General features: G+C 65.7%; 11 protein-coding genes. 10 read left to right on the top strand and 1 reads right to left on the bottom strand.

Annotated elements, in window-relative coordinates; genetic code table 11:
• Positions 1 to 44 precede the first annotated feature (44 nt).
• The 10 genes from sucC (at position 45) to GOSPT_RS15305 (ending at position 9876) form a co-directional block, all read left to right on the top strand.
• Positions 45 to 1208 (top strand): ADP-forming succinate--CoA ligase subunit beta, encoded by a 1164-nt coding sequence (gene sucC, locus GOSPT_RS15350; protein WP_005207311.1) that lies wholly within the window; start codon positions 45 to 47, stop codon positions 1206 to 1208.
• 14 nt (positions 1209 to 1222) lie between these two features.
• Positions 1223 to 2125 (top strand): succinate--CoA ligase subunit alpha, encoded by a 903-nt coding sequence (gene sucD, locus GOSPT_RS15345; RefSeq protein WP_005207310.1) that lies wholly within the window; start codon positions 1223 to 1225, stop codon positions 2123 to 2125.
• A gap of 137 nt (positions 2126 to 2262) precedes the next feature.
• Positions 2263 to 3045 carry a hypothetical protein gene (locus GOSPT_RS15340; protein WP_039856201.1) on the top strand — a complete coding sequence of 261 codons (783 nt, stop codon included), beginning with the start codon at positions 2263 to 2265 and terminating at the stop codon, positions 3043 to 3045.
• Positions 3032 to 3592 (top strand): RDD family protein, encoded by a 561-nt coding sequence (locus tag GOSPT_RS15335; RefSeq protein ID WP_005207308.1) that lies wholly within the window; start codon positions 3032 to 3034, stop codon positions 3590 to 3592. The genes GOSPT_RS15340 and GOSPT_RS15335 overlap by 14 nt, the downstream gene beginning before the upstream one ends.
• A 79-nt stretch (positions 3593 to 3671) precedes the next feature.
• Positions 3672 to 5723 carry a carboxyl transferase domain-containing protein gene (locus GOSPT_RS15330; protein WP_005207307.1) on the top strand — a complete coding sequence of 684 codons (2052 nt, stop codon included), beginning with the start codon at positions 3672 to 3674 and terminating at the stop codon, positions 5721 to 5723.
• A gap of 163 nt (positions 5724 to 5886) precedes the next feature.
• Positions 5887 to 6759: a MetQ/NlpA family ABC transporter substrate-binding protein gene (locus GOSPT_RS15325; protein WP_005207306.1), complete on the top strand. Its 873-nt coding sequence runs from the start codon at positions 5887 to 5889 to the stop codon at positions 6757 to 6759.
• The gene (locus GOSPT_RS15320; protein ID WP_005207305.1) at positions 6749 to 7843 is read left to right on the top strand and encodes a methionine ABC transporter ATP-binding protein; all 1095 of its coding nucleotides are present in this window, start codon (positions 6749 to 6751) and stop codon (positions 7841 to 7843) included. Before GOSPT_RS15325 ends, GOSPT_RS15320 begins: the two co-directional genes overlap by 11 nt.
• A 17-nt stretch (positions 7844 to 7860) precedes the next feature.
• Positions 7861 to 8547 (top strand): methionine ABC transporter permease, encoded by a 687-nt coding sequence (locus GOSPT_RS15315; RefSeq protein ID WP_005207304.1) that lies wholly within the window; start codon positions 7861 to 7863, stop codon positions 8545 to 8547.
• A gap of 13 nt (positions 8548 to 8560) precedes the next feature.
• The gene (locus GOSPT_RS15310) at positions 8561 to 9181 is read left to right on the top strand and encodes a nitroreductase family protein (protein ID WP_005207303.1); all 621 of its coding nucleotides are present in this window, start codon (positions 8561 to 8563) and stop codon (positions 9179 to 9181) included.
• 47 nt (positions 9182 to 9228) lie between these two features.
• A complete protein-coding gene (locus tag GOSPT_RS15305; RefSeq protein ID WP_005207302.1) occupies positions 9229 to 9876 on the top strand; it encodes a TetR/AcrR family transcriptional regulator in 648 nt (215 codons plus the stop codon).
• A gap of 364 nt (positions 9877 to 10240) precedes the next feature.
• Here the strand turns inward: GOSPT_RS15305 and GOSPT_RS15300 are convergent, their stop codons facing one another.
• The gene (locus tag GOSPT_RS15300; protein ID WP_141630900.1) at positions 10241 to 14032 is read right to left on the bottom strand and encodes an indolepyruvate ferredoxin oxidoreductase family protein; all 3792 of its coding nucleotides are present in this window, start codon (positions 14030 to 14032) and stop codon (positions 10241 to 10243) included.
• Between the last annotated feature and the right edge of the window lie 429 nt (positions 14033 to 14461).

The following is a 14461-nucleotide window of genomic DNA, read 5'->3' as shown; positions in this document are numbered from 1 at the left end:
TTACACCCAACATCAGCGGGCACAACGACGAAATGGTGAGCTGAATGGATCTCTTCGAATACCAGGCGAAGGAACTGTTCGCCAAGCATGGGGTTCCCACCACACCCGGTCGGGTCACCGACTCCGCCACCGATGCACGAGCGATCGCCGAGGAAATCGGCAAGCCCGTGATGATCAAGGCGCAGGTCAAGACCGGCGGACGTGGCAAGGCAGGCGGCGTGAAGTACGCCGCGACCCCTGACGACGCGCAGACCAACGCAGAAAACATCCTGGGCCTCGACATCAAGGGGCACATCGTCAAGAAACTCCTCGTCGCGGAAGCCAGCGACATCGCCGAGGAGTACTACATCTCCTTCCTTCTCGATCGCGCCAACCGCACTTACCTGGCGATGTGCTCGGTCGAGGGCGGCATGGAGATCGAAGAAGTCGCAGCGACCAAGCCGGAGCGGCTGGCCAAGGTGCCCGTCGACGCCGTCAAGGGTGTCGACATCGCCACCGCGCGATCGATTGCCGAGCAGGGCCACCTGCCCGCCGAGGTGCTCGACGCCGCTGCCGTGACCATCGCCAAGCTGTGGGAGGTCTTCGTCGCAGAAGACGCCACGCTGGTCGAGGTCAATCCGCTGGTCCGCACCCCCGACGATCAGATCCTCGCCCTCGACGGCAAGGTGACACTCGACGAGAACGCCGACTTCCGTCACCCCGACCACGCCGAGTTCGAGGACAAGGACGCCACCGATCCTCTCGAGCAGAAGGCCAAGGAGAACGACCTCAACTACGTCAAGCTCGACGGCCAGGTCGGAATCATCGGCAACGGCGCGGGACTCGTGATGAGCACGCTCGACGTCGTCGCCTACGCGGGTGAGAACCACAACGGCGTCAAGCCTGCCAACTTCCTCGACATCGGCGGCGGCGCGTCGGCCGAGGTCATGGCTGCCGGTCTCGACGTCATCCTCGGAGACGAGCAGGTCAAGAGCGTGTTCGTGAACGTCTTCGGCGGCATCACCGCGTGCGACGCGGTGGCCAACGGCATCGTGGGAGCGCTCAACAAGCTCGGCGACGAGGCCGACAAGCCTCTGGTGGTCCGCCTCGACGGCAACAAGGTCGAAGAAGGCCGCAAGATCCTGGCCGATGCGAATCACCCCCTGGTGACGCTCGCCGAAACGATGGACGCAGGCGCCGACAAGGCTGCCGAACTGGCGAGCAAGTAAGGGGCGACGAATCAATGTCGATCTTTCTGAACAAAGACAACAAGGTCATCGTCCAGGGCATCACCGGCGGTGAGGGCACCAAGCACACCGCGCTGATGCTCAAGGCGGGCACCAACGTCGTCGGCGGTGTCAACGCGCGCAAGGCCGGCACCACCGTCACCCACAAGGACAAGGACGGCAACGACATCGAGTTGCCGGTCTTCGGATCTGTCGCCGAGGCGATCGAGAAGACCGGAGCCGACACGTCGATCGCGTTCGTGCCGCCGAAGTTCTCCAAGGACGCCATCATCGAGGCGATCGACGCGGAGATCCCGCTGCTCGTCGTCATCACCGAGGGCGTTCCCGTGCAGGACACCGCGTACGCGTGGGCCTACAACGTCGACAAGGGCGCCAAGACCCGCATCATCGGACCGAACTGTCCGGGCATCATCACGCCGGAGGAGTCGTTGGTCGGCATCACGCCTGCCAACATCACCGGCAAGGGTCCGATCGGCCTCGTCTCGAAGTCGGGAACCCTGACCTACCAGATGATGTATGAGCTGCGTGACCTCGGCTTCTCGACCGCCATCGGCATCGGCGGCGACCCGGTCATCGGCACGACGCACATCGACGCCATCGAGGCCTTCGAGAAGGACCCCGACACCAAGGTCATCGTGATGATCGGCGAGATCGGCGGCGACGCCGAGGAGCGCGCAGCCGACTACATCAAGGCCAACGTCTCCAAGCCGGTCGTCGGCTACGTCGCGGGCTTCACCGCCCCCGAGGGCAAGACGATGGGTCACGCGGGCGCGATCGTGTCGGGCAGCTCCGGCACCGCTCAGGCGAAGAAGGAAGCCCTCGAGGCGGCAGGCGTGAAGGTCGGCAAGACGCCGAGCGAGACCGCCAAGCTGGCCCGCGAGCTCTACGAGAATCTGTGACCGCGTAGTTCGCGATTATTCACACCCCCGGTGACGCCCTCCGCGTCACCGGGGGTTTCTTGTTGGTGCGGGTTTCGTGTTTCGGAGGAGTCCTTGTTGTCAGGGTGCTCCGGTCGCCCGGGTGGGATAATGCTCGGGTGACCAACGATGCCACGGCGGCTGGCGGGGACCGGACTCCTGTCCTGGGCGTGCTGAAGCTCCCGTTCCGCGCCGCGTCGGCGATGTTCGACGTCGCCGAGCATGTCCCCGTGGCAGGTTCGGTCGTTCGTGATGTACGACGGTCCGCGCACAACGTCGTCGACTCTGCGGGTGTGTTGGCAACGGCCGGTGTGCAGTCGGGCATGGGTGCGCTGATCCGCGAGATCGTCGACGTGTTCACGTCCGAGATCGACCTCACCGCGCTGGTGCTCGACAACGTCGACCTCGACAAGATCATCGCGTCGGTCGACATGAACGCGATCGTCGACCTTCTTGACCTCGACGCCATTGTCGCGCGTGTCGATCTCGACGCCGCCGTCGCGCGAGTGGATCTCGACGCCGCGGTCGCGCGGGTCGATCTTGACGCTGCGGTCGCTCGGGTGGACCTCGACGCTGCAATCGCGCGCGTCGACATCGAGGCGGTGATCGCGACCGTCGACCTGGACGCGATCATCGACACCGTCGACCTCGACCGTGCCGTCTCGCATGTGGACGTCGACGCCGTGATCAACCGCGTCGACCTCATCGGACTCGCCGACGTCATCATCGACGGCGTCGACCTTCCCGGGATCATCCGCGAGGCGAGCACGTCGGTCACCGCCGACGTGATGACCGACGTACGCAGCACCAGCGAACGCGCCGACGACGCCGTCGCCGTCATGGTCGGCCGGCTGCTGCGCCGACGCGTGGCCGCGGAGGTGGAATCCGGTGAGCGTGACTGAGCCCCAACGGGATTCGTCCGAATCCGATTCGCACCATGAGCCCGACGGCGGCGATCCCTCTGACACTGCCGCCGACGAGCACGCCGCTCGCTCAGAGGCCAGAAAGACCAAGGCCCACGCGGTGCACGACACCTCGAAGTCGGCGGGCATCGTGAGTCGCGGAGTGGGTGCGGTGCTCGACCTGATCGTCGTGCTGGTCATCATGAGTGCCATCTACCTGGGCGTCGTGATGGCCCGACTGCTCTACAACGTCCACGACTTTTCGATGCCGAGCACCAACGGGTTCTTCACGGTCGGTGCATTCGTCGTCGTGTCGATCATTTACCTCGCGACGTGTTGGGCGGTGTCCGGGCGCACGCTGGGGAGCGTCGTGATGGGCATCCGGGTGGTGAATCGCAAGGGAGGCCGTGTGCGGCCATCGGTGGCTGTGATTCGGGCCGCGATCTGCGTGTTCTTCGCCATCGGACTGCTGTGGGCCGGCGTCGACACCAAGCGACGCTCGGTTGCCGACCTGATCCTGCGGACGCGAGTCGTGTACTCGCGCTGAGGTTCTTCACCCGCTGAGGTTCTTCACCCGCCGAGGTTCTTCACCCGCTGAGGCCTGGTCGAAGACTAGCGTTGGTGAGGTGGCTGAGTCGGTGGGAGTGACGGTAGTAGAACTGGTGACTTCACTCGTCGACGACGGCACCTGGCAGTCCTGGGACGAAGCGCCCAGCTACGTTGCGCTCGACCGGGACTACGCCGCGGCGTTGGGGCGTGCACGCAAGCGAACCGGTACCGACGAGTCGGTGATCACCGGTGTCGGAGTGATCTCCGGCGCTCCGATTGTGTTGGTTGTCAGCGAATTCGGGTTCCTGGGGGGATCGATCGGGCGCGCCGCCGGTGAGCGTGTGGTCAACGCTGTTCGACGCGCGACACGTGAGCGACTTCCGGTGCTGGCACTGCCCGCTTCCGGTGGCACTCGAATGCAGGAGGGCACGGCCGCTTTCCTGCAGATGGCGTCGATCGCCGAGGTGGTCGGCAGTCACCGACGAGCGGGGTTGCCGTACCTCGTGTATCTGCGCAACCCGACCACCGGCGGGGTGTTCGCCTCGTGGGGTTCTCTGGGGCACATCACCTGGGCCGAACCCGGTGCGCTGATCGGGTTCCTGGGACCACGAGTCTACGAAGGCCTGCACCACAAGCCCTTTCCCGACGGCGTGCAGGTGTCGGAGAACCTGGCCGCCCACGGCATCATCGACGCCATCGTGCCGCTGGGCGAACTCCCCGGCCGCGTAGCCGAGGTCGTCGCATTGCTCGGTGAGCCTGCTGATCTGCCGGTCGAGGCCTCATCTCCGCTGGTCGACGCCCCATCCCTGCCGGTCGACGCCTCATCTTCGTCGGTCGAGCTTGTCGAGACCTCATCCCCGCCGGTCGAGACCTCATCCCCGCCAGTCGAGACCTCATCCCCGCCGGTCGACGCCTCATCCCCGCCGGTCGACGATCCATCCCCGCCGGTCGACGATCCATCCCCGCCGGTCGACGCCCCATCTCCGCTGGTCGAGCTTGTCGAGACCTGGCCCAGCGTGCTGGCGACGCGCGCCGCAGGTCGTCGCGGGCTGCGCGCGCTGCTGCTCGATTCCGGCACCGCCGTGATCCACGACACCGGTCCAATTGTGCTGGCGCTGAGTCGATTCGGGCAAACGACGGCCGTGGTGATCGGGCAGGACAGGGCAGTGCAGGCCGACGGTCGGCTGATCGGCCCCGCTGACCTGCGGGTCGCCCGGCGAGGTCTGGCGTTGGCGACCGAACTGCGCCTGCCCGTCGTCACGGTGATCGACACACCCGGCGCCGACCTGTCCGTCGACGCCGAAGAGGGTGGTCTCGCGCGTGAGATCGCGCTCTGTCTGGCAGATCTCATCGCTGTGCCACGGCCAACGGTGTCGGTGCTGCTCGGGGAGGGGGCGGGTGGTGCGGCGCTCGCGTTGTTCCCGACAGATCGTCGACTCGCCGCGCACGACGCGTGGCTGTCGCCTCTGCCGCCGGAGGGCGCGAGTGTCATCGTGCATCGTGACACGGAGCACGCACCAGAACTCGCTGCGGCACAGGGTATTGCGGCCACCGACCTCGCCGCACACGGTGAGATCGACGAGATCGTGCGCTGGGGAGCCGACGCAGCTGGCGACCTCCGCGCGAGTATCGGCCGGGTGTTGGCGGGGCTCATGCCCGATCATCAACGGCGCGTGCGTCATTCGGCAGACAAGCGCGGGCGTCGGATACTCGCCGTCGGTGCGATCATTCGCGACGACGACGGACGATTTCTTCTCGTGCAGCGACTTCGCGACCCTCAAGCCGGCCGGTGGACGGTGCCCGGCGGCAAGGTCGATCCGGTCGACGCCGTCGGTCCCTACGGACCCCGTGACGACGCGGACACGCTCGTCGCGGCGGTGATCCGCGAGATCGCGGAGGAGACCGGACTCGACGTCGAGGTCGGTGCCAAGGCATGGGTGGTCGACATCCCCGACGGCAGGGGAGGGGTCTTCGAAATCCACGATTACGTCGCGGTCGCGGTCGGTGGCACGGTGCGGGCCGCCGACGATGCGGCTGACGCCGGATGGTTCACGGTCGACGAGATGCGCGCGCTGCCACTCACCGAGGGCCTGCTCGAGCATCTGACAGCGGGCGGGTTCGTCGAGTGAGCCAATTCGGTTCATCGTGAACACAATTCGACGACGCGTCGAATCCGCAGGTCCGCACGGTGGGTGATGATCGTGACATCGGCGTGTGGTCGGAAGCCTGGTGTGCGGGCATTAGCGTTTTGCAGAGTCAGATCAGTGTCGATTGTGATTCGCGGAGGTCGTCGTGCGGTCGAAAGTTCTCGCCGTCTTGTTGTTGCTCGTGTTCGGTGGGGCGGTGCTGACGGCCTGTGGTGGCGACGACGACTCGTCGAAGGTCAAGATCGGTGTCGCCGACGCGTCCGAGGAATACTGGAATGTGTTCAAGCAGAAGGCTTCTGCGCAGGGCATCGATGTCGAGCTGGTGAACTTCACCGACTACAACCAGCCCAATCCTGCTCTCGCAGAGGGTGAACTCAACCTCAACGAGTTCCAGCACCTGCTCTACCTCGCCACGTACAACGCGAAGAACAAGCAGAACCTGGTGCCGATCGGCGCGACGGCCGTCTACCCGTTGCCGCTGTACTCGACCAAGCACAAGTCGGTGTCGGAGATCCCCCAGGGTGGGCAGGTCGCGATCCCCAATGACCCGACCAACCAGGCGCGCGGACTACTGGTTCTCGAGCAGGCGGGCTTGATCACGCTCACCAAGCCGGGCAATGCGTTCTCGACCCTCGCCGACATCGACCAGGGCAAGTCGAAGGTGAAGGTCATCGCCGTCGACGCCGGTCAGACAGCGGCAAATCTGGATTCGGTCGACGCCGCGATCGTCAACAACAACTACGCGACGTCGGCGAAGCTGACCAAGGACCAGATCATCGCGTCCGACGATCCAAACTCGGCCGGGGCCAAGCCGTACATCAACGCGTTCGTCGCCCGCAACGACGACAAGGACAACCCCACCTACGCGAAGCTGGTGAAGATCTACCACGACCCCGAGGTGATCGCCGCCGTCAAGCGTTCACTCGGCGATAGCGGTGTGATCAAGGACAATTCGGCTTCCGATCTCCAACAGACGACGAAGGACCTGCAAGCGTCCGTCAACACCAATGGTTCCTGACGTCGACGCGGCGTCGGACCTCGGTTCACCTGCGGGGTCCGACACCGCGATCGACTTCGTCGGCGTTTCAAAGCGTTTCGACAAGTCGGGGCCGAAAGTCCTCGACGGGATCGATCTGAGTGTCCGCTCGGGGGAGATCGTCGGGATCATCGGTCCGTCCGGTGCGGGAAAGTCGACGCTCGCCAGGCTCATCAACGGTCTCGAACGACCAACCGGCGGGCAGGTATTCGTGCACGGTGCAGAACACAGCCGGGCGTCGGAGCGGGAGCTCAACCGGCTGCGTACCGATATCGGCATGATCTTCCAGCAGTTCAATCTGTTCAACTCGCGGACCGTGGCGGGCAACGTCGACTTCGCTTTGAAGGTCGCTCACTTTCAGAAGGACAAGCGGCGCAGTCGAATCGAGGAGCTACTCGACTTCGTTGGCATTGCCGACAAGGCCGATCAATGGCCCGCAGCGCTCTCGGGCGGACAGAAGCAGCGCGTCGGAATCGCGCGAGCACTCGCCACCTCGCCGTCGATTCTCATCGCCGACGAGGCGACGAGCGCGCTCGATCCGCAGACGACGTCGGACACCCTGAAGTTGTTGCGGCGCATCAACTCCGATCTCGGTACGACGATCGTCGTGATCACCCACGAGATGGATGTCGTGCGTGACGTGTGCGAGTCGGTCGCGGTCCTCGATCGGGGTCGGCTCGTCGACAACGGAGATGTGTACTCCGTCTTCGAGCATCCCACGTCGGACGTCACACGAGGACTGTTGCGACACGCCGTCGCGGGAGTCCCGGACGCCGATGCGTTGGCGACGCTGCGCGCCCGGCACCCCGGACTGCTCGCAACCGTGTCGGTGCGCGACGACGCTGCCGCTAGCGGTCATCAGGACGCCACATTCGACCTACCCGCGGCCGTCGCGGAACACGGCGCTCGGTCGACGGTGATCGCGGGCGGCATCAGCGACATCGCGGGCCGACCGTTCGGAGCATTGACCTACGAGATCACCGGCGACGCAACGTCGGTCGACGCCGCGCGTGCGCAACTGGTGCGCATCGACGGCGTCGTCGTACACGAGGGGACACAGCAGTGACCGCCGCCTAGACGTTCGTGCTCGCCGACGGTGAGAGCTTCACGCGGGTCTTCGGGCCGGAGCTGCGGCCGTTGTTGATCCAATCCATCTGGGAGACATTCGAACTCGTCGGCGTGACGCTGCTGATCGGAGGTCTGCTCGGGCTGGTCATCGGAGTGATCCTGTACGCGACGAGCCCCGGAAATCTCTGGTCCAACGCGTGGATCTTCAACGGGTTCAACGTCGTTGTGAATATCGTCCGTCCGATCCCGTTCATCATTTTCATCACCGCGATCGCCCCACTCACCAAAGCTGTGATGGGCACGCGCATCGGTACCGAGGCGGCGATCTTCCCGATGACGCTGATGGCGATGGTGGTCATCGGGCGCGTCGTCGAACAGAGTCTTGTGTCTGTTGATCCGGGCGTGGTCGAAGCGGCGCGAGCGTCTGGTGCCAGTCGGTTGCGTACGTTGCTGACCGTCGTGGTTCCCGAAGGGTTTGCGCCGCTGGTTCTCGGCTACACCTTCATCTTTGTCGCCATCGTCGACATGTCGGCAATGGCCGGGTACGTCGGCGGTGGGGGTCTTGGCGACTTCGCATTCCAGTACGGCTATCAGCAGTTCGACTGGAAACTGACCGTCGTGGTGATCGCCCTCCTGGTGATCCTGGTGCAAGTGGGCCAGTACTTTGGGAACTGGCTGGCACGCCGCGCACGGCACAGATGACCCGAGGAGCACGATGACCGACCTTCTGCCGCTGAACCCCGATGAGCTGCTGACGACTACCCGTTCGGTTCGCAAGCGCCTCGACCTGGAGCGACCTGTTCCGATCGAGGTCGTCCGTGAAGCACTCGAGGTCGCGATTCAGGCCCCGACGGGGTCGAACGCGCAGGGGTGGCATTGGATCGTCATCACCGACGCCGACCTCAAGCGCCAGGTCGCCGACTATTACGCCCGCTCGTTCGCCGACTACTCGGCACAGCGCACAGTGTCGACCGACACCGCCCGCCGTGTCGCCGCCAGCGCCCAGTACCTCGCCGACGTGATGGGCGAGGTGCCGGTGTTGATAGTGGGAGCGATCAAGACGGGCGCTGACCTGCCGACAGGCAACCAGGCAGGGGTGTGGGGATCGTTGCTTCCGGGGGCCTGGAACCTCATGCTCGCACTGCGTGCACGCGGATTGGGTTCTGCGTGGACCACCCTGCACCTCGTGTACGAACAAGAAGTGGCCGACCTGCTCGGCATTCCCGACGGCGTGCACCAGGGCGTGCTGCTACCGGTCGCCTACACGCAGGGCACCGACTTCGCGCCGGCACAACGCAAGCCGCTCGACGATGTACTGCACATCAACGGTTGGTGAATTAGCGTCGCCGGTATCGCCGTACCGGCGGTAGATTCGATGACACCATGACGCCAGCAGACCCCGTTGAGACCGCGACGCTCGCCGCGTCTGTCACGCCGCCGCTCACCAAGCGTGGCGAGGCGAAAGCCGCTCGGCGTCGAGAAATGCTCGACGCCGCTGCCCGACAAATGGCCGCACGGGGATTCGCCGGAGTACGTCTCGAGGACATCGGCGGCGCCGTCGGCGTGAGTGGTCCCGCGATGTATCGGCACTTCGCGTCGAAGACCGACCTGCTCGATCAGATGCTGCTCGACATCAGCCGCCGACTCCGCGACGGCGGGGCAGAGGTCGTCGACCGCGGCCTCCCACCTGCCGAGACCCTCGAGGCGTTGATCCACTTCCACATCGATGTGCTGGTCACCAAGCCGGACCTGATCGTCGTGCAGGATCGCGACCTGCACAACCTGACACCGGAGGCCAACCACGAGGTTCGCTCGCTGCAGCGCCGCTACGTCGAGCAGTGGGTTGACGTGCTGCTGGCGCTGATGACCGAACGCGGCGCGACACTCGCGCGGCCGGAAGCCCGCGTCCGGGTGCACGCGATGTTCGGCCTGCTCAACTCCTCGCCGCGACTGCCCGCACTCGACAGCGCCCGCCTCCGCACCGTCCTGACCGCCATGGCCACCGCCGCGCTGGAGTGCGCGGCTGGGTGAGCGGGGGCGCGCGGCGTCGGCGGGGAGCAGCTCTCGGGCAGCCGGGCCGTCGGGCCGTGCAGAAAGTAGGGGAAGGGTTCTTTCCGCGGGGTTTGGGCGTTTCCGTTGGTTGTTTCGCGGGGAAAGGTCAGGACTGCGGGGAAGGGTGTGGGGGTGGTCTGTTCGGCGGTTGTCGGGCGGTGCAGAAAGTAGGGGAAGGGTTCTTTCCGCGGGGTTTCGGCGTTTCCGCGGGTTGCTTCGCGGGGAACGGTCAGACCCACGGGGAAGAGTTCGGCCAGCCTGCTGCGGGACGGCCCGAGCGCCACGCAGAAAGTGGGGGAAGAACCCTTCCCCCACTTCCCGCGCACTCAGTCGGGGACAGCCGTCAGATCCCGAGCTCGGCCCGGCGGCGTGCGACCTCGGCGCGATACCGCGCGACGTTGTCCATCTTGATCTGCTCGTAGCCGCGGACCATGTCGGGCAGCGCCGCCAACTCGGCCAGCGCCGACAGCCGACGCGGATCAGGAGTGCCAGGATCGACAGACCCCGAGCCGACGGCGCCGAGGATCGCGTCGACGAGTTCCCGATATTCGACGATGAGCTCGCGCTCGGTGCGTCGAATCTCGGTGTAGCCGAACGGATCGAGGCGCGTACCGCGCAACTTCTTCATCTTCGCGAGACCGGCGAGCATCGGGGCCGTCCGCGCACCGAACGACATCTTCTCCTTGCGGCCAAGTGCCCGCAGCAGCGGGGGATGCAGTCGCACAGCGACTTTCGCGTCGTCGCCGTAATCGCCGCTGATTTGGGCGGCGAAGGTCGGATCGGCGGTGAGGCGCGCCACCTCGTACTCGTCCTTGTACGCCATCAGTTTGTACAGGTTCCGTGCCACCGCGTCGACGAGTTCGGGGCTGTCCGACTCGCGCGACACGCGGTCGACGACGCCGAGATACTCAGCGGCATAACGCTCGTCGGCGTAAGCGACCAATTCGTCGACGCGAATGCCGACGCTGTGGGCGAGGTCGTCGTCGAGGTGTAGTCGCGCAACCTGCTCGCGCGCATACGAACTCGGCTCGACTGCAGTTGATTCGACGCCGGTGACCTCTCGCGACACGGCATCCGGATCCGCGATCACCTGACGACCACGCCGGAACGCCTGCAGGTTTGCCGACACTGCAACGCCGTTGAGTTCGACGGCGCGCTCGATCGACTCGGCCGAGATCGGTAGTGCCCCGGTCTGATACGCCGCGCCGACCATCAGCATGTTGGCGAACTGCTCGTCATCGAACAACTCCGTCGCGAGCGCGCCCGCGTCGAGGTATGCGGCTCGTGCGACACGGGCGTCGATCGAGTCATGGACAGCGGTGTCGGCGGGGAAGCCGACCGAGGTGTCGATGACCATGGCGCCGGTGGGAATTCGGGTCGTCGACACCACCGCGACGGTCCGATCCGGCGCGGTGACCTTGAGGTTCACCGGGTCGGTGCCGACGAGGGAGTCGCACGCGAGGTACAGATCGCACGTGTCGGCCGCGGCCTTGGCTGCCTGCTCGACGGGGCTGGGGAGGTGGTCTCGACAAGCTCGACCAGCGGTGGAAGCTCGACCAGCGGGATCGGCTTGACCCGCGGTGGAATCAGCTCGACCAGCGGTGGGATCGGCTTGACCAGCGGAAGACGACGCTTCACCAGCGGGGTCGGCTTGACCAGCGGCATCAGCGGAATCGGTGTCGACGGAGTGCAGCGCCGAGACCTTGATGTCGCTGACGACGGCGCCGCCCTTTTGGGCGAGGCCGGTCATGTCGACCGTGCGGGCTGCGTGGCCGTCGAGAAATGCTGCGGTGGCGAGGATCTGGGAGACGGTGACGACGCCGGTCCCGCCGATGCCCGTGATGCGCATCGTGAAGTCGGTGTCGGACGTGACGGGTCGGGCAATACGGGGAGTGGGGACGGCAGCGGCGTCGATCTCGGTCGCACGCCGCGATGCCGGGGTGTGGCCGGGTGTGACGGTGACGAACGACGGGCAATCGCCCTTCAGGCACGAGAAGTCGAGGTTGCATGAGCTCTGGTCGATGCGGGTCTTGCGTCCGAACTCGGTCTGTACCGGATGCACCGAGAGGCAATTCGACTTCTCACCGCAGTCGCCGCATCCCTCGCAGATACGCTCGTTGATGACGACCCGCTGCGTCGGGGTGGACATGGTGCCGCGCTTGCGTTTCCGACGTTTCTCCGCCGCGCAGTGCTGATCGTGGATCAACACCGTGACCCCGGGGACCGCCGCCAGTTCGGTCTGCACGTCGGCGAGGTCGCCGCGATCACGCACCACGACGCCGTCGGCGAGGTCGGCAGACCGTGTGCGCGACGGGTCGTCGGAGGTGACGACGATGCGCGACACCCCTTCTGCGGCAAGCAGTCGCGTCAACTGGGCGAGGCTGAACTCGCCGACGGGGTCCTGTCCGCCGGTCATCGCGACGGTGCCGTTGTAGAGCAGCTTGTAGGTGATGTTCTCACCCGAGGCGACAGCAGCGCGCAGGGCGAGTGATCCCGAATGCGTGAACGTGCCGTCGCCGATGTTCTGCACGAAATGGTCGGCGGGTACGAACGGTGCCATGCCGAGCCACTGGGCGCCCTCGCCGCCCATCTGGGTGACGCCGGCGATATCGCCGACCTGTTCCGGATCCATCAGCAACACCATTGCGTGACAGCCGATTCCGCCGCCGACGAGCGTGCCGGGACTGACCTTGGTCGAGCTGTTGTGCGGACATCCCGAACAGAAATACGGCGTGCGGACAGCGAGCGGAAGGTCGATCCGGGTACTCGACCGACGCGCGTTGTGCTCGTCGAGCCACGCCTGCGCGGCGTCGACGTGATGGTGTCTTGCCAGGCGTGTCGCGAGGCCGAGAGTGACTGCGTCGACGTCGAGTTCGCCGAAACGCGAGAACAACGTCGAACCGTCCTCATGAACCTTTCCGACGATGCGCGGGGCCCGCGGATGGCGATACAGCATGTCGCGCATCATGGTTTCGATGAAGTCGCGCTTCTCCTCGACGACGATCACCTCGTCGAGTCGACCGGCGGCGGTATCGGTGATGAAGCGCTCGAGGATCTCGCGGTCGAGCGGGTAGACCATGCCGAGTTTGAGGATGCGGATACCGGCCCGTTGTAGATCGGCGTCGTCGAGTCCCATGAGTCGCAACGCATTCCGAAGATCGAGGTACGTCTTTCCCGCGGCGACCAGTCCGATCCTGTCGTCACCACTGCGTACCGCGATGCGGTTGATGCCGTTGTGTCGTGCATATGCCAGCGCGCGCGGGATGCGCGTCGTCAACTGATTCTGTTCGAGCTCCATGAGATTGGCGCCGAGCAGCTTGCAGCTGGGTACGTGCGGGCTGCGCCCCAGATCGCCGTAGACGGGAACCACTCGATCGGGATGCACCACCGCGGTCGACGACCCATCCGCCACGTGTGCAGAGATCTTGAGCGAGGTCCACAGACCGCTGACCCGGCTCATGACCGCGGCGTGTACGCCGAGGTCGAGGATGTCTTGAGAATCGGCCGGGTAGAGCGTCGGGATGTAGAGGTCGGCGAGCGCCATCTCCGATGTGCACGGGACCGTCGAGCTCTTGGCGGCTGGATCGTCGCCGACGAGAGCGACGGCACCGCCGTCGGGATGCGTACCGATGAGGTTGGCGTGGCGTATGGCGTCTGACGCGCGGTCGAGGCCGGGTGCCTTGCCGTACCAGTAGCCGACGACGCCGTTGCGCTGCTGGCCGTCGTCGTCGGCCGCGAGCGGGCCGAGTGTCGGGGCGAGTTGCGATCCCATCACCGACGTCGCGGCGAGTTCTTCGTTGAGACCCGGGCGGTGCGCCACGTCGAAGGGTGCAAGGAGCGACTGGCGGCGCATGAGTTCGAGGTCGAAGCCCGCGAGCGGCGAGCCTTCGTAGCCGGAGATGAACGACGCCGTGCGCAGATTCTGTCTCCGGTCGACGCGGGCGCGGTCGGCGATCATCCGGACGAGCGCCGTGATCCCGCCGAGGAAGATCGGACCTTCTTCGCGGGTGTAGCGGTCGTCGAGTGTGAAATCGGTGGGGCGTGTCGTCGCACGCACTCCTGCCTGCGTCGATGCTGAATTCTTCGCGGTTGCGTCGCGCCGGAATCGGTCGGCTCGATCATCTGCGAGGGTCACGGGTTCACCTGGCCTTCGTGGTGTGTCGGCGTCGGCGCGGGTGTGGCCGACGACGTGTGGGCTGGGTCCGGGGGTGGTGGACCTCATCACCCACAGTACGAAATTGCGTGATGCCCGTCACGTCTGGGACGACAATGACAAGTAGATGACAGCCGCGCCGCGATCCGCTAGAGTCGCTTTCAGTTAATTGCAGCTAACTGAAAGCGGATGGCTGCACGCATCCCTGCGAAGCGAAAGGTCTGCCTGTGACGAGGGTGGTCTCGACAAGCTCGACCAGCGGTGAGGGCTCGGCCAGCGGTAGCGGCTCGGGCAGCGTGGTCTCGACAAGCTCGACCAGCGAGAAGGGCTCGGCCAGCGTGGTCTCGACAAGCTCGACCAGCGAGAAGGGCTCGACCAGCGGTGAGGGCTCGGGCGGCGGCAATGGCTCGG

This window comes from Gordonia sputi NBRC 100414, from assembly GCF_000248055.1.
Taxonomy (GTDB): domain Bacteria; phylum Actinomycetota; class Actinomycetes; order Mycobacteriales; family Mycobacteriaceae; genus Gordonia; species Gordonia sputi.
The sequence above is the reverse complement of the archived record's forward strand: the minus strand, read 5'-3'. Positions and strand labels throughout refer to the sequence as shown.